The organism is Christiangramia sabulilitoris (genome assembly GCF_007050985.1).
Taxonomy (GTDB): Bacteria; Bacteroidota; Bacteroidia; order Flavobacteriales; family Flavobacteriaceae; genus Christiangramia; species Christiangramia sabulilitoris.
The window spans coordinates 387,391-405,503 of record NZ_VHSF01000002.1 but is presented as its reverse complement, the minus strand read 5'-3'; the positions used below and the strand labels follow the sequence as shown (position 1 = coordinate 405,503).

General features: G+C 38.5%; 20 protein-coding genes and 1 tRNA gene. 10 read left to right on the top strand and 11 right to left on the bottom strand.

What is annotated here, in order from left to right; translation table 11 throughout:
* Positions 1 to 15 precede the first annotated feature (15 nt).
* The gene (locus FGM01_RS08305) at positions 16 to 474 is read left to right on the top strand and encodes a DinB family protein (protein ID WP_143410719.1); all 459 of its coding nucleotides are present in this window, start codon (positions 16 to 18) and stop codon (positions 472 to 474) included.
* 38 nt (positions 475 to 512) lie between these two features.
* Positions 513 to 833, top strand: a complete 321-nt coding sequence (locus FGM01_RS08300) for a DUF3467 domain-containing protein (RefSeq protein ID WP_143410718.1) — start codon at positions 513 to 515, stop codon at positions 831 to 833.
* Between the two features lie 166 nt (positions 834 to 999).
* Here the strand turns inward: FGM01_RS08300 and FGM01_RS08295 are convergent, their stop codons facing one another.
* On the bottom strand, positions 1,000 to 2,370 hold the full coding sequence (locus tag FGM01_RS08295) for an alanine/glycine:cation symporter family protein (protein WP_143410717.1): 1,371 nt from the start codon (positions 2,368 to 2,370) through the stop codon (positions 1,000 to 1,002).
* Between the two features lie 441 nt (positions 2,371 to 2,811).
* Positions 2,812 to 4,401 carry a peptide chain release factor 3 gene (locus FGM01_RS08290; RefSeq protein WP_143410716.1) on the bottom strand — a complete coding sequence of 530 codons (1,590 nt, stop codon included), beginning with the start codon at positions 4,399 to 4,401 and terminating at the stop codon, positions 2,812 to 2,814.
* A 161-nt stretch (positions 4,402 to 4,562) separates the two neighbouring features.
* Between FGM01_RS08290 and FGM01_RS08285 the strand changes: the two genes are divergently transcribed.
* The 6 genes from FGM01_RS08285 (at position 4,563) to FGM01_RS08260 (ending at position 8,032) form a co-directional block, all read left to right on the top strand.
* The gene (locus tag FGM01_RS08285) at positions 4,563 to 6,173 is read left to right on the top strand and encodes an OmpA family protein (RefSeq protein WP_143410715.1); all 1,611 of its coding nucleotides are present in this window, start codon (positions 4,563 to 4,565) and stop codon (positions 6,171 to 6,173) included.
* A gap of 68 nt (positions 6,174 to 6,241) precedes the next feature.
* Positions 6,242 to 6,760: an isopentenyl-diphosphate Delta-isomerase gene (gene idi / locus FGM01_RS08280; RefSeq protein ID WP_143410714.1), complete on the top strand. Its 519-nt coding sequence runs from the start codon at positions 6,242 to 6,244 to the stop codon at positions 6,758 to 6,760.
* Positions 6,757 to 7,167 (top strand): 6-pyruvoyl trahydropterin synthase family protein, encoded by a 411-nt coding sequence (locus FGM01_RS08275; RefSeq protein ID WP_143410713.1) that lies wholly within the window; start codon positions 6,757 to 6,759, stop codon positions 7,165 to 7,167. The genes idi and FGM01_RS08275 overlap by 4 nt, the downstream gene beginning before the upstream one ends.
* A gap of 2 nt (positions 7,168 to 7,169) precedes the next feature.
* A complete protein-coding gene (locus FGM01_RS08270) occupies positions 7,170 to 7,622 on the top strand; it encodes a peroxiredoxin (RefSeq protein WP_143410712.1) in 453 nt (150 codons plus the stop codon).
* A 63-nt stretch (positions 7,623 to 7,685) separates the two neighbouring features.
* Positions 7,686 to 7,952 carry a hypothetical protein gene (locus FGM01_RS08265; RefSeq protein WP_143410711.1) on the top strand — a complete coding sequence of 89 codons (267 nt, stop codon included), beginning with the start codon at positions 7,686 to 7,688 and terminating at the stop codon, positions 7,950 to 7,952.
* Between the two features lie 6 nt (positions 7,953 to 7,958).
* Positions 7,959 to 8,032, top strand: a tRNA-Thr gene (locus FGM01_RS08260).
* A gap of 431 nt (positions 8,033 to 8,463) precedes the next feature.
* Here FGM01_RS08260 and FGM01_RS08255 read toward each other — a convergent pair.
* The 7 genes from FGM01_RS08255 to FGM01_RS08225 all read right to left on the bottom strand — a co-directional run bounded on the left by FGM01_RS08255 (position 8,464) and on the right by FGM01_RS08225 (position 13,860).
* The gene (locus FGM01_RS08255; RefSeq protein WP_143410710.1) at positions 8,464 to 9,213 is read right to left on the bottom strand and encodes a DUF4369 domain-containing protein; all 750 of its coding nucleotides are present in this window, start codon (positions 9,211 to 9,213) and stop codon (positions 8,464 to 8,466) included.
* 53 nt (positions 9,214 to 9,266) lie between these two features.
* A complete protein-coding gene (locus tag FGM01_RS08250) occupies positions 9,267 to 10,532 on the bottom strand; it encodes a DUF819 family protein (RefSeq protein ID WP_143410709.1) in 1,266 nt (421 codons plus the stop codon).
* A gap of 65 nt (positions 10,533 to 10,597) precedes the next feature.
* Positions 10,598 to 11,407 (bottom strand): HAD family hydrolase, encoded by an 810-nt coding sequence (locus FGM01_RS08245; RefSeq protein ID WP_143410708.1) that lies wholly within the window; start codon positions 11,405 to 11,407, stop codon positions 10,598 to 10,600.
* Positions 11,407 to 11,577, bottom strand: a complete 171-nt coding sequence (locus FGM01_RS08240; RefSeq protein ID WP_143410707.1) for a type II toxin-antitoxin system antitoxin — start codon at positions 11,575 to 11,577, stop codon at positions 11,407 to 11,409. Before FGM01_RS08240 ends, FGM01_RS08245 begins: the two co-directional genes overlap by 1 nt.
* Before the next feature lie 3 nt (positions 11,578 to 11,580).
* Entirely contained in the window at positions 11,581 to 12,519 is a 939-nt protein-coding gene (locus FGM01_RS08235; RefSeq protein WP_143410706.1) for an alpha/beta hydrolase family protein, read from the bottom strand.
* 2 nt (positions 12,520 to 12,521) lie between these two features.
* Positions 12,522 to 12,998, bottom strand: a complete 477-nt coding sequence (locus FGM01_RS14660) for a hypothetical protein (protein ID WP_143410705.1) — start codon at positions 12,996 to 12,998, stop codon at positions 12,522 to 12,524.
* 1 nt (position 12,999) lies between these two features.
* Complete coding sequence (locus tag FGM01_RS08225; RefSeq protein ID WP_143410704.1) at positions 13,000 to 13,860, bottom strand: SPFH domain-containing protein; 861 nt, start codon at positions 13,858 to 13,860, stop codon at positions 13,000 to 13,002.
* Between the two features lie 123 nt (positions 13,861 to 13,983).
* On the opposite strand from FGM01_RS08225, the gene FGM01_RS08220 reads away from it, so the two are divergent.
* Complete coding sequence (locus tag FGM01_RS08220; RefSeq protein ID WP_143410703.1) at positions 13,984 to 14,784, top strand: S1/P1 nuclease; 801 nt, start codon at positions 13,984 to 13,986, stop codon at positions 14,782 to 14,784.
* Here the strand turns inward: FGM01_RS08220 and FGM01_RS08215 are convergent.
* Both FGM01_RS08215 and FGM01_RS14655 read right to left on the bottom strand, forming a co-directional pair.
* Positions 14,781 to 15,365, bottom strand: a complete 585-nt coding sequence (locus FGM01_RS08215; protein ID WP_143410702.1) for an alpha-ketoglutarate-dependent dioxygenase AlkB family protein — start codon at positions 15,363 to 15,365, stop codon at positions 14,781 to 14,783. The two genes, FGM01_RS08220 and FGM01_RS08215, sit on opposite strands and share 4 nt — an antisense overlap.
* Position 15,366: 1 nt before the next feature.
* Positions 15,367 to 15,726, bottom strand: coding sequence for a DoxX family protein (locus FGM01_RS14655; protein WP_143410701.1), 360 nt, complete (start codon positions 15,724 to 15,726; stop codon positions 15,367 to 15,369).
* Positions 15,727 to 15,870: 144 nt separating this feature from the next.
* Between FGM01_RS14655 and FGM01_RS08205 the strand changes: the two genes are divergently transcribed.
* A complete protein-coding gene (locus FGM01_RS08205; RefSeq protein ID WP_143410700.1) occupies positions 15,871 to 18,111 on the top strand; it encodes a tetratricopeptide repeat-containing hybrid sensor histidine kinase/response regulator in 2,241 nt (746 codons plus the stop codon).
* Positions 18,112 to 18,113 lie beyond the last annotated feature (2 nt).

Sequence of the window (18,113 nt, the reverse complement as noted above, 5' to 3'; positions counted from 1 at the left end):
AGCGATATTTGAAATATGAAGGAATACTTTAAAGAATTATTAGGATACTCTCATTTTTACAACTTAGAAGTAATAAAAAAATTCAATGACGGTGATCTTCATTTTATGGTCCCAGAAAGGGCGGTAAAACTCTTGTCACATACTTTGAATGCTCAGAAGATCTGGAATAACAGGATGACAGCTAATGATGAACCTGTGGAGGTGTGGGAAGACATAGCGGTAGAAAATATGGAAAATTCAGAAATGGAAAATTTTGAGTCTACCATGGCCATACTGGAAACTGAAGATCTGGATCGTATTTTCAAGTTTAAAAATTCAAAAGGTGAACAATTTCAAAATTCAGTCAGGGACGTTATCTTTCATATAATAAATCATTCTACCTATCATCGTGGACAAATCGCCACAGAATTCAGGAATCAGGGGATAGATCCCATCGTATCTGATTTTGTTTATTATAAGCTCGATAAATATTAGATAATAAAATAAATATTAAATTGAAGAAATTTTAAATCATGGACGAAGAGAAGAAAAATAAAAACACGAAAGGCAAGATCAATATAGAATTGGATGAAGCGGTTGCCGAGGGTACTTATTCTAACCTGGCTATCATCAATCATTCGGTATCAGAATTTGTGGTGGATTTTGTAAATATTATGCCGGGCCGGCCAAAGAGTAAAGTGAAATCAAGGATCATATTAACTCCACAGCACGCAAAAAGATTGCTAAAAGCCCTTGGTGATAACATTCATAAATTTGAGCAAGCACATGGAGAGATTCGAGATTATGATAAAGCTCCCATGCCGCTTAATTTTGGTCCTACCGGGCAGGCCTAGGTTAAGTAAACAATATACTGTCACTACAGGCAGTTCAAACAAGTTTTATTCAAAAGAGATTTCTCGCTTCGCTCGAAATGACATTCAGTACCATTTGTAATTTCGAAAAAGAAAAGCGACTGAGAAATCTCTTTTTTAATTTTAATATTCTAATTCAACGACCGTACTAGCTTTTATATTTAGCAAAGTATATCCTGGCAGCCTTCATTACCCTCGGCGCAAGAATTAAGGTAGAGATCATCGTAGGAATTGCCATTAATGCGAAAAATCCGTCAATTAAATTCAGGATAAAACTTAGTGAGGTAGTGGCCCCAACGATGATACTAAGAATATATACATAGTTGTAATACTTTTTATTTTCAGCTCCTAATAGAAATGAAAGACATTTGGTTCCGTAGTAGGAGTAAGAAAAGAGGGAAGAGATACTAAAAGCCAGAATACAGATTAGCAGAAGATAATTTCCTACATAAGGAATAGCCTGGTCAAAAGCTGCAGCCGTTAAACTCACCCCATTTACATCTTCAGTTTGCCAAACATCGGTTACCAAAATGGCCATTGCCGTAAGAGTACATACTACTAAAGTATCGATTGCGGGTCCCAGCATGGCGATCAATCCTTCTCTTATTGGTTCAGAGGTTTTGCTGGCTCCATGAGCCATCGTGGCTGTCCCTATACCGGCCTCATTAGAAAAAGCTCCACGCCTTATACCTAATAAGATCAAACCACCTAAAACACCTCCCAGCAAAGGATCTCCCTTATAATTATTTGCGGCAAATGCATCGGTGAAGATCATGCCGAAATAATGGAATACCACATCATAATTTACGAACAGGATTATTAGTACCGATACGAAATATAAAGCCACCATAGCGGGTACCAGTTTGGAAACCGTTTTACTAATACGGTCCAGACCTCCGATAATTACCACTGTAGTAATCAAGGTTAGGATTATACCGATAATTAGGCTGGAAGTAAATCCGGTTTCTATATTGTTGGGTTCAAGCAAAATATAATTTATTGCCTGGGTTAGCTGATTTACATTAAAGACAGGTAATGCTCCCACCAGTCCTGCGACAGCAAAGAAAACAGCCAGAGGTTTCCATTTTTTTCCAAGTCCTTCAACAATAAAGTACATCACTCCACCCTGAATCTTACCTTCAGAATCTTTTCCCCGGTACATCACCGCAAGACTATTAGTGAAGAATTTAGTAGCCATTCCCACAACCGCACTTACCCATAGCCAGAATATTGCCCCGGGTCCGCCAAGCGCAATAGCTACAGCCACTCCTGCGATATTTCCCATCCCCACAGTAGACGATAAAGCAGTTGAAAGCGCCTGGAAATGATTGATCTCTCCGGGGTCGTTTGGATTGTTGTACTTTCCACGAAGAACCTCTACAGAATGTCCTAAATACCTGAATGGCAGAAATCTTGAATAAATTAAAAGGTAAATTCCACCTCCAATTAATAAGATAACGAGGGGAATTCCCCAGACTGCTGATGCAAAATCAGCGATGAATTGATCGATTTGGGACATAGATAAACTTTGTCCCGAAAATAGTAAAATTTGCGGGTGTATCTATCCTGCAGGAAGGACTTTTAAAGTTTATGAATTTATTTCAGCATCTCAGATAGAAGTTTCAAGCCAGTTTAGGGTTACGTTTTAATTTAGATCTGTCTTTCGTCATGCCGAGTATGTTCCAGCAGTTCAAATTGAAGACCCTGAAACGAGTTCAGGGTGACGTTCTAATTTTATTCGTCATGCTGAATTTATTTCAGCATCTCAGATAGAACCCTCAAGCCAGTTCAGGCTAACGTTTCAATTTGGAATGTTTTTTAGTCGCGCTGAACCTGTTCCCATATTTCAAATTGAAGACCCTGAAACTAGTTCATGCTGACGTGCTAATTTTATTCGTCATGCTGAATTTATTTCAGCATCTCAGATAGAACCCTCAAGCAATTTCAGGATAACGAGCCTTTAAAATTCTGAAGTAAAATGGAATTTGATTTTTGGATATTTCTGCTGCGTCATTTGTAAAGAGAATTGAGAATCTGCCAGGAAAACCAATTGCCCGGATTTATCTTTCGCCAGGTATTTGGATTTTACCCTTTTAAATTCCCTGAACTCCTCACTCTTTTCATCTTCAGCTTCAATCCAGGTTGCTTTATGAACATTCAGGTTTTCATAAGTACATTTTGCACCATATTCGTGTTCCAAACGGTATTGGATCACCTCAAACTGAAGCGCACCCACGGTACCTATAATTTTTCTTCCGTTCATATCCAGGGTAAATAATTGCGCAACCCCTTCATCCATCAACTGATCTATCCCTTTTTCCAGTTGTTTGGATTTCATAGGATCTGCATTATTAATATATCGAAAATGCTCCGGAGAGAAACTGGGTACACCTTTATACATCAGGTTTTCACCCTCGGTAAGGGTATCTCCAATCTTAAAATTACCGGTATCGTGCAGTCCTACAATGTCACCGGGAAATGAAACATCTACGATCTCCTTCTTTTCTGCAAAGAATGCGTTTGGCGAAGAGAACTTCATTTTTTTATTGTTCCTTACATGCAGGTAGTTCTTGTTTCGTTCAAATTTTCCTGAAACTATCTTTACAAAAGCCAGCCTGTCCCTGTGTTTTGGATCCATATTGGCATGGATCTTAAATACAAAACCTGTGAAATCTTTTTCTTCCGGCTTTACCAGACGGGTATCACTTTCCTTAGGTCTTGGTGGCGGGGCGATCTTGATAAAGCAATCCAGAAGTTCCCTTACTCCAAAATTATTCAGGGCAGATCCAAAAAATACCGGTTGCAATCTTCCTTCAAGATATGCGTTACGGTCAAATTCAGGATAAACACCCTGGGCCAGTTCCAATTCCTCTCTCAAGGTATTTGCAGCTGAATTTCCAATAAGGTTATCTAAATCCTCAGATTGCAGATCACTAATCTCAACGGTTTCTTCAATATCTTTCCTGGGATCACCGGTAAATAAGTTTACGTTCTTCTCCCAGATGTTATAAATACCCTTAAAATCATATCCCATTCCTATAGGGAAGCTTAATGGGGTCACCGTCAGGTTTAATTTTTGCTCGATCTCATCCAGTAATTCAAAGGCATCTTTTCCTTCACGGTCAAGTTTGTTGATGAAAACGATCATAGGAATGTTTCGCATTCTACAAACTTCCACCAGCTTTTCAGTTTGTTCCTCCACACCCTTGGCAACATCGATCACTACGATCACGCTATCTACTGCAGTGAGGGTTCTGAAAGTATCTTCAGCGAAATCCTTATGACCAGGAGTATCCAGGATATTTATCTTAATATCACGGTATTCAAAAGCAAGCACAGAAGTAGCAACCGAGATCCCTCTCTGCCGCTCAATTTCCATAAAGTCACTGGTAGCACCTTTCTTTATCTTGTTAGATTTCACCGCTCCGGCTTCCTGGATAGCACCACCAAAAAGCAAAAGCTTCTCTGTTAACGTGGTTTTACCGGCATCGGGGTGAGAAATGATCCCAAATGTCCTTCTTTTGTTTATCTCTTTCTGATAATGCTTCATACCTGCTGATATTGGAGCGGCAAAAATACTATTATTTTCACGAAATTCCTTTTTTACTTCGCTGCCATTTCCAGGAATTTGGGTGCTAAAGAGCTTGTTAAACTTTCGATATTTGGGTTTACGGGGTTTTTGGTGGATATTTGCTAAATATCAAGTGCGAAATGATGGTTTTTGCTCTACAAAAACTAAGGTTGTTGATCTTTTTCCTGGCTGTTAATATTATTTTCAGCTCTCCTTTATTTTCCCAATATCAGAATGAAGTCCTAGCTAAAAATTCCTATGCAGTTAATTTGGGAATCACTCCTCAAACACCTGCAAATGCTTTAAGACCTTACGGTTTCATATATGAGCTTTTAAGTGAGTATCCTGTGGTAATTAAATGGGTGATAGCGCCAGACAAGCAAAAAGATGGAGTTGATTTTAGCATTGAGGGAGAGAATTTCCGGTCTGGTTCTTTTGTGATCCCGGTTTCATATATAACCGGGGAGATAAAAAAAAGAATTGAACACTGGAAGGATAAGGGTATTGCAGGAAGATATTTGCCAGAGGATATGGCTCTTCCTGTATTCACAGATTTATCTGTTGCCCCTAAATGGACACTGGACAAACAAAACGGGATCATTGCTCTGGCCTATTTTAAACTGGCCGCTATACCAGCTTCAGCATATGGTGGCAATTCTTCCAAAAACTGGAAAACTCCTGAAGAGCTTGGTGTTTGTGATGATATTTTTGTCATGCCTCATGCTGAACCTAAATTTGATACCCATAAAAACCTTTATTACTGGAATCGAAAATTTAAGGGTGCAATCTGGGCAGGTTGTCATGCCGGCAGTCAACTGGAAAATCTTTACGGGACGGTAGGGAATGCAAAGATTTCAGAAGTTATTCAACTTAACTTTCTTTCTGAAGGTGCCGCCGGCGCCAGAACTACTGGCTTAATACCTTTTTACGAGCATAGGTTCGCTACACCTCCCTATCAGCATAATTTACCTTCAGATCCCGTAGCCCAGTATGTAGGCAGGAGTGATATGGCTTTAATAAACGGGTCTGAGCGAATTTTTTATCCGAAGAAAGCCAATGTATGGAGAAGCAGTTCTAAAAAAATAATAATCGATCCTTCCGCGCCCGACGTACCAGAACTATCCAATGGTCCGGGGAGTATTCTCATTTATGGGAACGGCTTTGGCGAGAAAAAGAACGGGCTGGTTATGTATCAGGCATCCCATGATTTCTCAGGGCAGAAACCGGAAAATATAGCAGCTATGAGGGCTTTTTTTAACTGGAGTTTCTATGCTACAGAGGTTAAAAGAGAAGAAAATATCATTCAATTTCAGAATACTGCCGGAGACAGGATTTTTGCGGCCAGAGTAGGGGATGACCTGGCAAAAATGCTGAATCTTGATCCAATACTTTTTGATCTGGATAAAGCAGATATTAAGCCAAAGGCAGCAAAGCAACTTGATGAGATTGCAGCTTATATGATAGAATATCCTGAGCTTCTAATCGATATAAGATCGCATACAGATAGCAGGGCAGACGATCTTTATAATATTAAATTATCCATGAACCGCGTCCAGGTAACCAGGGATTACCTGATAAGTCTGGGGATCGATGAAGACCGCATATCCGGGAGGGGTTACGGGGAAACAGAATTGGTGAATAATTGTCGAAATGGTATACCCTGCAGTGAAGACGCTCATGAAAAGAACCGGCGTTCAGAATTTATCCTTTCAATAAATTGCGAGATTTTTTCCGGAAACCTGAAACTTTAGGATTTGCTTAATCAGCTTCTTTGTGATACAAATGCCCGTTTTTGTACATTTGGACTTCAATCCAAGAAATGGCAGAAGAAAAAGTAATCCTGGTAAACGAAAAAGACGAGCAGATAGGGCTGATGGAAAAGATCGAAGCCCACGAAAAAGCATTGCTGCACCGTGCATTTTCGGTATTTGTCTTTAATGATAAAAATGAGCTGATGATTCAGCAAAGAGCACTTTCTAAATATCATTCTCCTGGACTATGGACTAATACCTGCTGTAGCCATCAAAGGGAAGGGGAAACCAATATTGCTGCCGGTAAGAGAAGACTTCAGGAGGAAATGGGATTTACCACAGATCTAAAGGATACCATTTCTTTTATTTATAAAGCTCCATTTGATAATGGCCTGACCGAACATGAATTTGATCACATCCTTGTAGGATATTTTGAAGGAACTCCAGACCTGAATCCTGACGAAGTTGCAGCCTGGAAGTGGGTAGATATGGAAGATTTGAAAAAAGACATGAAAAGGAATCCTCATATTTATACTGAATGGTTTAAAATTATTTTTGATAAATATTATTCACATATAGAACAATGAGAATAACGGTTCATAGAAAAGCCCATTTCAATGCAGCACATCGATTGTACAGGAAAGACTGGAACGATGAACGCAATGCAGAAGTATTTGGCAAATGCAGTAATCCTAACTACCACGGGCATAATTATGAGCTTATTGTGTCTGTAACAGGTGAACCAGATCCTGAAACCGGTTTTGTAATGGATCTCAAGATCTTAAAAGATCTTATATATAATGAGGTAGAAGAGCCCTTTGATCATAAGAATCTGAACCTGGAAGTTCCAGAATTCAATGACTTGAATCCTACCGCAGAAAATATTGCCGTTGTGATATGGAATAAGCTGCGCAAAAGGATAAATGATAAAAATGATCTCGAAGTAACTTTATACGAAACCCCCAGGAATTTTGTAAGCTATAAAGGAAACTAACAATGAAAAGAGGTGAAAAAGTTCCTGATCTGAGATTGATGGATCAGGATGGTGAAAATTTTGACTTTAAGAGCCTGGTTGGTGAAAAATCTTTCGTTGTTTATTTCTATCCAAAAGACTTTACTCCGGGATGTACTAAAGAAGCATGCAGCTTTCGTGATAGGTATGAGGATTTTAAGGATCTGGGAGCCGAGGTGATCGGGATAAGTGGTGATTCTTTCAGGTCGCATGCTAAATTCGCTAAACGCTATGATTTACCATATATCTTTCTTTCAGATCCTGATAAGAAGGCCAGGGAGGCTTTTGGAGTAAAACCAAATTTACTGGGTCTGCTACCGGGCAGGGAAACTTTCGTTTTTGACAAAAATGGGAAGCTGTTGCATAGATTTAATAATATGAATGCCAATAAGCATATGCCCGAAGCGTTAAAGATTTTGAAAAAAAATCAAAATTAATTGTACAGAAAACCATTTTCGTTTCGAAAAATAGTTTAAATTCGCAGCCGAAATTTAATGATAATGGCGAGTAAAAGATTGCTTAAAAAAGACGTGAATTATGTAATGGGAGACATCATTGATGCTGCCTATATTCACCAAATGGCCAATCCAAAGGAAGACCCTGCGAAATCTGAGGCGATCGTGGACGAGGCTATCAAAGAGTATGATGAATTGATCACTAAGATCAATCGTCGTGATGTAGAAAATAAACAAAAACATTTTAAGGAAGTTCAGGCAGATCTTGAGACAAAAGCTAAAGCTTTGATCGGGAAACTGAACGCACTTTAATAAGTTGCCGATGTAGCTCAGCTGGCTAGAGCAGCTGATTTGTAATCAGCAGGTCGTGGGTTCGAGTCCCTCCATCGGCTCTTGATAAAAACCTCTCTTTTTCAGAGAGGTTTTTTTTTGGATTAATTTTGGGACGAGAAGCCCGTCCTGAGCGAAGTCGAAGGGAGTCCCTCCCTCGGCTCTTGATAAAAACCTCTCTTTTTCAGAGAGGTTTTTTTTTGGATTAATCTTGGGACGAGAAGCCTGTCCTGGGCGAAGTCGAAGGGAGTCCCTCCATCGGCTCTTGATAAAAACCTCTCTTTTTTAGAGAGGTTTTTTTTTGGATTAATTTTGGGACGAGAAGCCTGTCCTGAGCGCAGTTTAAGCGGGATATAGAAAATTGATCTGAATGAATTTCAAGTGTCGGGACCTGGTGATTCAGGATTATACTCACAAATTTTAGTTTTTTGTCCAGATTGGGAAATAAAAAAAGGAGCCATTAGGCTCCTTCAGATTAAGATGTAAAATCTTTTTATGAATTGTTAGTCTCGGACTGTTTCTCAACTTTTTCCTGAAGCTTTTCCTGCTTCTTTCTTTCCTTTAGAAATTCTTTTAATTCTACCCCGTATTTTGATTTCTTTACCTTAGGAGCAAGAGCTGAATAGATAGTATCGAGGTATTTAATGTTCGCATCAAAAACTTCAGATAGTGCCAGGTATGGAGCAATTTCATGTTCTTTATTATTGATGGCAAAATTTACGGTATAAAGATATTTTCTTCTAAGCAGTCTATCGTATTTCTTGTCGATCTCTATTAGCTTATCTTCATCACGGGCTTTCTCAGCTTCAAAACTCTCCTTGATCAAATCCAGATTCTGGTCATTGAATCTGCTGATCATTTTGCGATATTCCGTTAATTTTTCCTGGTTTACAGAGCCAATAATATTAGCGCTGGTCTCAAATTTCTCCAGCTGGGTATTGATAGTTACCTGGCCTTCATCTGCAAAAAACTCTATGCGGTCATCATATCTGTTATTATCTACCTTTTCGAGATACAGATACATGATCTGTGGGCTCTTAATGTAGGTTTCCATAGCAAAGGTAGGATCGCCGTTCACCACCACAGAATCTACATTTATTAACATAGTATCCTGGATCCTCTGAAGAAATAAGGTGCCCTTCTTAAGGCCTTTTATTTCCCCGTTTACGACAAGATTGCTTTCTTTTTCAGAACAAGCGGTTACGCTTATTAATATCACTAAAAGAAGAGCTAATTTTTTCATTTTTTTAATCGGGTTTTAAGGATCGCAAATATCTTATAATTTTCCGTTTATTACTAACTACCGGAAGCTATTTGCATTAAAATTGTACACAATATGGCGCCATAAGTACCCACCACGTAACCAAAAACGGCTAATAATACTCCAACCGTTGCCAGTGATGGATGGAAAGCTGCGGCCACTACCGGAGCTGAAGCTGCACCTCCAACATTTGCCTGGCTACCCACGGCAAGGAAAAAATATGGTGCTTTTATGAGTTTTGCCGTAGTGATTAAAACGATCACATGAATTAAGATCCATATAAGACCAATACCCAGGAGTCCCGGATTTTCAAAGATCTTTCCAAGATCCATTTTCATTCCGATGGTGGCTACAAGTATATAAATGAATATGCTCCCTATTTTACTTGCACCCGCACCCTCATAGGTCTTGAATCTGGTAAACGAAAAAATTATCCCAATTGCCGTGGCAATAGTGATCATCCAGAAGAACTGTGATGAAAAGGAGGAAAGTGCACTTTTAGAGTCGCTGAAAATTTCAAAATTGCCGAGTAAATATTCAGACATGCCGTCTGCACCCCAATGGGCAAATCCAACTGCCCCGAAAGCCAGAGCCAGCATGATCATAAAATCTGTTAGCGTTGGATTTCTAACGACGCTTTCGGCATAAGAACTTACTTTGACTTTTAATTCCTCGATAGCAGAATTGTCTGCTTTCAGCCAGTTATCTATCGATTTATTTTTTCCAATACCCATTAATATAATAGCCATCCATAAATTGGCTACTACGATATCTACCAGTACCATTCCGCCGTAGAGTTCAGGATTATATTCATAGATCTCCAGCATGGCAGCCTGGTTGGCACCGCCACCAATCCAGCTTCCTGCGATGGTAGATAACCCACGCCAGATGGCATCTGGCCCAATTCCACCAAGAGTTTCAGGAGAAATTACAGACATGATAAGGATTGCTACGGGACCTCCTAAAATTATTCCAATAGTTCCGGCGAAAAACATTATCAAAGCTTTTGGACCCAGGTTGAATATTGCTTTGAGGTCTATACTTAAGGTCATTAAAACCAGTGCTGCAGGTAAAAGATAGCGGCTGGCAACAAAATATAATTGCGAAGTATTGTCATCTATCCAGCCCAGTGAATTGAAGATGGCCGGAATAAGATAACACATTAACAGGGCGGGGACGATCTTATAGAATTTACTCCATAAACCTTCTTTCTGGGAAGATGTATAAAAAACGAAGCCCAGGGCGAGCATTAATAAACCAAAGACGATTGCGTCATTAGTGAACAAAGTAGATTCTTCCATAATTTTTGACTAGGTTGGCGGCAAAATACAATTTTTATGTAACCGCCTCCAAGTACAAAAACAACTTAAATTTCAAGTAATTCAGAAAGACTTTTAGCTACACCGTCTTCCTTTCCGGGAGTTGTAATCTTATGTGCTATTTCCAGTACTTCCGGCTTTGCGTTCCCTACTGCAATTCCCATCCCAACGCCTTTAAGCATTTCAATATCATTGTAATTATCTCCGTAGGCCACGCTTTGTGATAAGGGAAGTTTAAAATGATTATCCAACAGATGTTCTACAGCGGTTAGTTTTGATATTGACCGTGGTGCTATTTCCAGGTAAGAAGGTTTAGACCTGTACAAATGAAGTTTGCCTGCAAAATTCTCGATTAAAAAATCACGTATCCTGTCTATATTTTCTTCATCTCCCATAGCCATGATTTTGTGAGCGCCCTTATTTTCATTTTTCCACTTTTCAATAACTTCCTTATTGGTTGTAATTTCAGGATTAACTTTGGTGTTATTGATTTCACGGCGAGTCCAGAAATCATCCCTGGGAACATACCATTCGTCATTATGAAATAAGCTGAGGTGTACATCTGGCTCAATATTAAAATCAGATAGCTGTGCTAATATTTCGATAGGGATTTCTGTGGAGCTCACAGTTTTTCCATTCACCAGTATCAAACCTCCGTTGTAACTTATGATTGGGAGGTGTGTAATATCCATTTTTTCCTGAAGATGACGCATTGCTGCGGGCATTCTGGATGAGATAAGGATAAAAGGGATGTCACATTTGGAGAGTTTCTTTATGGTTTCTATGGTGTATTCTGAAAGGTTTCTTTCGGCATTTAATAAAGTGCCATCAATATCTGAAAAGACGATCTTAAACATTATTCTTCCTGCTTTTTATTCTTAGGGTATCGTTTTGCATCTTTTAATGCGCGATTAAGCATCCATTCTATCTGCCCGTTGGTACTCCTAAATTCATCGGATGCCCATTTCTCGATAGCTTTAAGCATATCTTCATCTACTCTTAAGGCGAATGCTTTTTTCTTGGCCATAATTTAATCAAGTTCATTGATAAAATCGGTAATTACCGATATCAATTCAGGATGCAGTGGTTGGTTTGGCTCATTATAAGACTTTGTGTTCACCAACCGGTCTTTAGTTTCGATCTCACGGAAAATATGATTCATATTCTCCAGAATCACCAGTTTTGAATTTTCATTAGCACTGGCTAGTTTTTCTGCCTGTTCGACGTCTACCTGTATATCTGCTGTCCCATTGATGATCAGAACTGGTATTTCAAGTTTACTTATCTCCTCTGCAGGATCATACTTCATCCAGCTAAGCATATATGGCTGAATATTAGGTCTGAACAGGGATTCCAGCATGGGACTGTAATTCGAGGTTTTTCCTTCTGCTTTCATTTCGGCAAAGGCATTTCTGGCATTATCCCCGAGTTGAGGAGCCATTTTCATAACCTGCCCTACGATAATATTATCAATAGGTTCACCAGCTCCGGCAAGTGAGATGAAGGCATCTGTATTATCGTCTGAAGCAAGAATGCCTACAAGTGATCCCTGGCTGTGCCCGGCGATCACAATATTCTCAAACTGATCTTTATCTTTAAAGTAGCCAATTATTTCACGGGCATCCATCGCCATATCATCAAACGTTAGATCCTCTTCTTTCAACTTTAGCTCTTCCATTTTAAAAATACGTTTATCATATCTAAAAGATGCAATTCCATTAGTGGCCAGCTCCCTGGACATTTTCTTCATTCCGTCATTGGTCATCATTGGCTGATTACCATTACGGTCTGTAGGTCCGGATCCCTGGATGAATATAATCAAGCTATTCGCTTCTTTTACAGTTGGAAGGGTGAGCGTACCTTCGATAAATTTACCAATCTCAAGATCACTTTCCTGATATTGCGCTTCCTGGCCAATCATGGTAAATCCAAGAATCACTAAAAAGGTGGTTATAATTAATTTTTTCATATTCAATTTTGTTTTTGCATAAAATGATCTATCACTTTTTCTGCTTCCGTAGGCTTATTGGTTCCAATAAGAAATTTTTCTCCATTAGTGGTTACAATTTGTATGCCCATATTTCCCGAAACATTATAAGCTATGGCTTTTCCAAAGCCTCGAATACCCCAGCCACCATATTCAGATATTGGGGCATATTCTCTAACATAACAATTTTCAATTTCCTTCCAATTGTAATGTCTTTTAAAAGAATTGAAAGGTGTAAATCTTGCTGTAATCCCGTATGCATCAATTCTGGTTTTTAATCTTAATGTCCAGAATAGCAGTGCGATCAAGAACATGAGGCTAAAAGCAAGAAAATTCCAGGGATTCCATTGTACCTCAGCTTTCCAATTGACGATAGGAATTGCACAAATAAGCATTAGGATGCCCAGGATCAAAATAAGCCACCACTGTCTAAAGGCCTGCTCTTCCTTAAACACCCTCATTTTAATGATTTAATGTGCCAGTATTTAGTACAGGGGAAGCATCCTTATCTCCACAAAGAACTACCATTAAATTACTTACCATGGCCGCCCTTCTTTCATTATCCAGATCTACTACTTCTTTTCTGCTTAACTCTTCTAAGGCCATTTCCACCATGCTAACTGCTCCCTCTACGATCTTATGCCTGGCTGCTACGATAGCTGTTGCCTGTTGTCTTTTAAGCATTGCACTGGCGATCTCATTGGCATATGCCAGGTAACCAATTCTGGCTTCCAGAACTTCTATACCCGCAATTTCCAATCTTTCTTCCAGTTCCTTTTCCAGAGCGTCGCTCACCTCATTAACACTGGACCTAAGAGTTATGTCTTCATCCAGGCCTTCATCTGCAAAATTATCATATGGGTAAAGGCTGGCTAATTTCCTAACAGCAGCATCAGTTTGAACCACAACAAAATTCTCAAAATTATCCACATCAAAGGAAGCTTTAAAGGTATCTTGAACCCTCCAGACCAGGATCGTACTAATCATTACAGGATTTCCTAATTTGTCATTTACTTTGAGACGTTCGCTGTCGAAATTTCTTGCGCGTAAGGAAATTTTCTTTTTAGTGTAAAACGGATTTACCCAGAAAAGGCCATTTTGTTTTACGGTTCCCTTATAGTCTCCAAAAAGTAAGAGAACTCTGGATTCATTAGGATTTACCAGGATCAAACCTGGAAGAATAAGAATAGATATAAAAAAGACAATTCCCCAAAATGGATTTTCAGTAGTAATGACCACTATGATGCTACCTATGAAGAGAATGAAAAATAAGAACAGCATTATGTAGCCATTGAAGCCTTTAATTGATTTTTCCTGTGTCATAATTGAAAGAGTATCTGATATTAAAATGATATCATAAATATATAATATTAAATTTTAATAATCTGTATTCTTAACAGTTATTTTTTCCAGGCTTGTTTATATTTGCCAAAAATTATTCAGAAAATGAAAAAATTCTTATTTGCTTTAGCGTTAATCATTTGTTCCAGCACTGGTTTTGCCTCGGGAGGCGATTGGGGTAAAACGGGACATAGAGCAACAGCTGAAATTGCTGAAAATAATCTTACCGATAAAGCGAAAAATGCGATAGATGAATTGCTAAATGGCTATGGTCTTGCTTTTGTTGCAAATTATGCAGATGATATCAAAAGCGATCCCGATTATAGAAAATATGGCCCTTGGCATTATGTTAATATAGACCCTGATGCAGAGGAATATGTTTTAGAAGAGGCTAGTGATAGAGGTGATCTGGTGCAGGCCATTAGAAAATGTATTGCTGTATTAAAGGATGATAATGTTTCGAAAAGTGAAAAACAATTCTACTTAAAAATGCTGGTGCATTTCGTAGGAGATCTTCATCAACCTTTCCATACAGGACATTCAGAAGATAAGGGTGGAAATGATATACAGGTAAGATGGTTTAATGATGGCTCAAATATCCACAGAGTTTGGGATAGCGAAATGATCAATTTTTACCAGATGAGTTATACAGAACTTGCTATCAATACCAGGACGCTGACTAAAAAGGAAAGAAAATCTATCCAGAGTGGTAAACTTCTGGATTGGGTTTATGAATCCAGAGCGATGGCAGAGGATTTATATGCTGGTGTGGAAAACGGGCAGAAATTAGGCTATTCTTACATGTATGAGCATATGCCTACGGTACTGGATCAACTTCAAAAGGGCGGACTTAGATTGGCTAAAATTCTGAACGATATTTATGCGGAAAAAGAATCGGAATCTTAATAGATCCTTCTAAATGTAAGATTTACTCTCGGGGATACCACGCGTTTGCTTTTGGGAAGCTGATGTTTCCAGGATTCCTGTGTTTTTCCCTTCATAATCAAAAGGCTGCCGTGGTGCAGCCTTATTTTTTGAGTTTCAGATTTATCTGTTTTATGCTTAATATGAAATATTCTTTCTGCGCCAAGACTTACCGAGGCTATTACAGGTTCGTCACCTAATTCTTTTTCATTGTCTGAGTGCCATCCCATGCTGTCTGATCCATCCCGGTAAAGATTTGCCAGACAAACATTGAAAGAAGAATTACAGACCTTTTCACAATTAGTTCTTATCTCCTCTAATTCTGACGTAAAGGACACTGGTTTCATTTCAAGGCCCGAATAGGTGTAGCTTTTACCGCTTTCTCCAAACAAAGCAGTTAAGCGTGGTTGAAAAATTTCCCTGCCGAATAATTTTATTTTATCATGTCTCCACTTCTCATATTTTAAGAGCTGCGTGAGATAACGATCAGCATTTTTCTTTGTAAGAAAATACTGATAGTATTCAACCTTTGCATCTTTTAAATTGAAAGTTTGTTTTTCCATGTTAGAAGCTTAAGTAAAACCACGCCCACCACATTAAAAAAAATTGTAAGGGAATTCTTACTATTAAAATCCATGTAGGAATTCCTGCAGCTGCTTTTTTTGATGATAACATGTAGAAATGAACCAGCAAAAATATGCTCAGCATCAATATGATGCCATAAATAGAAAAATCTTTCGTGTCTGGGAAAAACAGGCCAATACCCAATAATATTTCGGCCAGGCCGCTTAGGTAAACCAGCGTCTTATGTGCTGGTAAATAGCGGGGCATGATTCTCATATACATCCTGGGCTTCAGAAAATGAAATATTCCGGCAATTATGTACATAAAGCCCATTAAATATAAGTGCCAAGGGTAGATCATAAATTTCAATTTTTTGATGAAGATAAAAGAATTTATTTGCCGGAAAATAAAATAAAACTGTTTCCCATAAAATAAATGTTGTGTAAGTACTTTAATTAGAGTAATTTCATCCCCCGAAATCTAACTATTAACCTGTTCCTGCTTTTGAAAAGAAGTTTTTTTCTTTGTCTGGTGTTGTGCACTTTTTTCTGGAATTCCGGATTTTCTCAAAATCCTGAAACGGTTTCAGAAGATTCCCTTAAAATTTTAGCAGATAATATTTCTGATCATATCAACAGATATAATTATGAGAAAGCTATAGAGCAGTCTCATCAACTTTTAAATCTTGCAGGTGAAATCGATTCTCCAGATTATACTGCCAAAGCTTACCACTCACTAGGACATATATACACGGATCAAAATGACAGTGCTCGTGCTCGTAAAAATTATGCACTTGGTCTGGAATATGCACAGCAAAGTAAAAATGATACTATTATTTTGTTGTCTTATATCAATCTCGGGAATGTTTATTCTGAAATTCCCGCGACAGTCGAGAAGGGGATGGGCTATTATAACAAGGTGATAGAACTCGCTGAAAAGCTTGATCTTCCGGAAGATTTGGTCATATCGAAATCTAATATTGCCTGGACTTATCTGGATAACGGCAAATATGAAAAATCATTTTCCTATTTGAATGAGTCATTAAAAATTCTGGATTCTCTGGATCAGGCTCAACCGGGTTATAAGGAGAAAACGGGTCACTTTTATTCTCCCATTTATATGCTTATGGCGCGTTATCACGCCTTTAAAAATGATATGGAAATCTCTGATTATTTCTTTCAACAATCTATAGAAATTGCTGAAAGAGATAGTTTGTACCTGCAGGCTGCCGAGGCTTATAATGCCTATGGTGAAATGCTGGCCAAAAAGGGAGATTATGAAAGTGCTTATAAGGCTAAGGAAAAATTCATTCTAAATAACTCTAAGGTATTAGAATCTGAAAAGTTAAGACAAACAGAGATCGCTAATGCAAAATATAAAATCAATCAATATAAGAAGGATCTGCTAATAGCCGAAAAGGAGCAGAAGTATCAGCATGATATCATTCAAAAATCCAAGGAGAAGGTGGTAGTGATGGTATTTTCTTCGATTGGAATGATCTTTATCCTGATCTTTTTATACAAGATCAACCGGGACCGGCAGCGGCTTATCGAAAAACTTAAGGAAAAGAACGTACAATACCGGGATGCCAAGGTGGAAGCTGAAAAACTCTCCATGCTTAAGACCAAATTTTTCAGTACGGTTAGCCATGAAATTAGAACCCCATTATATGGAGTTATAGGATTGACTTCTTTACTTCTGGAAGATAAGGGGTTGAAAAAACACAAAAACGATCTAAGATCCCTGAAATTCTCTGCAGATTACCTGTTGGCGCTTATCAACGATGTTCTGCAAATGAATAAGATGGAATCCAATGAGGTTACCCTGGAAAATGTACCATTTAACCTGAGAGATCTTATTAACAGTATAGTTAATAGTTTTGAATTCACCAGGGTTCAGAATAAGAATAAGATTCATATTAACATAGACGAAAGTATACCGGCCTATCTTATTGGAGATTCAGTTAGACTTTCTCAGGTGTTGATGAACCTGGTTGGCAATGCCATGAAATTTACCGAGCGGGGAAATATTTATATCACCCTAAAACAACTTAAGGCAGACTCTGATACTTCCAAAATCCTCTTTGAAATAAAGGATGACGGCCCTGGAATTCCTAAAAGTAAAAGAAAAGTTATTTTTGAAGAATTCTCCCAGCTGGAAAATTCCAATTATAATTATCAGGGAACAGGTCTGGGCCTACCTATCGTTAAAAGACTTTTAAGTTTATTCGGCTCTGAAATCTCCTTGAAAAGTAAAGAAGGAGAAGGTTCAGAATTTAGTTTTGCCATTAACTTCGATGTAGATAAGACGATACAAAAGTCTCCCGAAAAAGAGTTACCATCTGTCATGGATGATCCTATTTCACAAAAGAAGATTTTGATCGTGGATGACAACCGAATAAACCAGGTAGTGACCAAAAGAGTACTAGAGAAAAAGAATTTTGAATGTGAGGTTGCCGGAGACGGTCATACGGCTATAGAGCTGGTAAAGAATTCAGATTTTGATCTTATTCTAATGGACGTCAATATGCCCGGTATTTCTGGTCTTGATGCTTCCCGGGAAATAAGAAAATTTAATACGAGCATTCCTATTCTCGCACTTACTGCTGTTGAGGTGGAAGAGATCAGGGAAGAGATACAATCTGCCGGAATGAGCGATATTATTATCAAACCTTATGACATTCAGCAATTCTACCAGATAGTATTTAAAAACCTTAGCCATTCCCGGCAAACCGAAGAAGTCTGAAT

Excerpts from the sequence above, each read along its gene's own strand:
- FGM01_RS08305 (WP_143410719.1), top strand. The coding sequence starts at position 16 with ATGAAGGAATACTTTAAAGAATTATTAGGATACTCTCATTTTTACAAC.
- FGM01_RS08300 (WP_143410718.1), top strand. The coding sequence starts at position 513 with ATGGACGAAGAGAAGAAAAATAAAAACACGAAAGGCAAGATCAATATA.
- FGM01_RS08295 (WP_143410717.1), bottom strand. The coding sequence starts at position 2,370 with ATGTCCCAAATCGATCAATTCATCGCTGATTTTGCATCAGCAGTCTGG.
- FGM01_RS08290 (WP_143410716.1), bottom strand. The coding sequence starts at position 4,401 with ATGAAGCATTATCAGAAAGAGATAAACAAAAGAAGGACATTTGGGATC.
- FGM01_RS08285 (WP_143410715.1), top strand. The coding sequence starts at position 4,563 with ATGATGGTTTTTGCTCTACAAAAACTAAGGTTGTTGATCTTTTTCCTG.
- idi (WP_143410714.1), top strand. The coding sequence starts at position 6,242 with ATGGCAGAAGAAAAAGTAATCCTGGTAAACGAAAAAGACGAGCAGATA.
- FGM01_RS08275 (WP_143410713.1), top strand. The coding sequence starts at position 6,757 with ATGAGAATAACGGTTCATAGAAAAGCCCATTTCAATGCAGCACATCGA.
- FGM01_RS08270 (WP_143410712.1), top strand. The coding sequence starts at position 7,170 with ATGAAAAGAGGTGAAAAAGTTCCTGATCTGAGATTGATGGATCAGGAT.
- FGM01_RS08265 (WP_143410711.1), top strand. The coding sequence starts at position 7,686 with ATGGCGAGTAAAAGATTGCTTAAAAAAGACGTGAATTATGTAATGGGA.
- FGM01_RS08255 (WP_143410710.1), bottom strand. The coding sequence starts at position 9,213 with ATGAAAAAATTAGCTCTTCTTTTAGTGATATTAATAAGCGTAACCGCT.
- FGM01_RS08250 (WP_143410709.1), bottom strand. The coding sequence starts at position 10,532 with ATGGAAGAATCTACTTTGTTCACTAATGACGCAATCGTCTTTGGTTTA.
- FGM01_RS08245 (WP_143410708.1), bottom strand. The coding sequence starts at position 11,407 with ATGTTTAAGATCGTCTTTTCAGATATTGATGGCACTTTATTAAATGCC.
- FGM01_RS08240 (WP_143410707.1), bottom strand. The coding sequence starts at position 11,577 with ATGGCCAAGAAAAAAGCATTCGCCTTAAGAGTAGATGAAGATATGCTT.
- FGM01_RS08235 (WP_143410706.1), bottom strand. The coding sequence starts at position 12,519 with ATGAAAAAATTAATTATAACCACCTTTTTAGTGATTCTTGGATTTACC.
- FGM01_RS14660 (WP_143410705.1), bottom strand. The coding sequence starts at position 12,998 with ATGAGGGTGTTTAAGGAAGAGCAGGCCTTTAGACAGTGGTGGCTTATT.
- FGM01_RS08225 (WP_143410704.1), bottom strand. The coding sequence starts at position 13,860 with ATGACACAGGAAAAATCAATTAAAGGCTTCAATGGCTACATAATGCTG.
- FGM01_RS08220 (WP_143410703.1), top strand. The coding sequence starts at position 13,984 with ATGAAAAAATTCTTATTTGCTTTAGCGTTAATCATTTGTTCCAGCACT.
- FGM01_RS08215 (WP_143410702.1), bottom strand. The coding sequence starts at position 15,365 with ATGGAAAAACAAACTTTCAATTTAAAAGATGCAAAGGTTGAATACTAT.
- FGM01_RS14655 (WP_143410701.1), bottom strand. The coding sequence starts at position 15,726 with ATGATCTACCCTTGGCACTTATATTTAATGGGCTTTATGTACATAATT.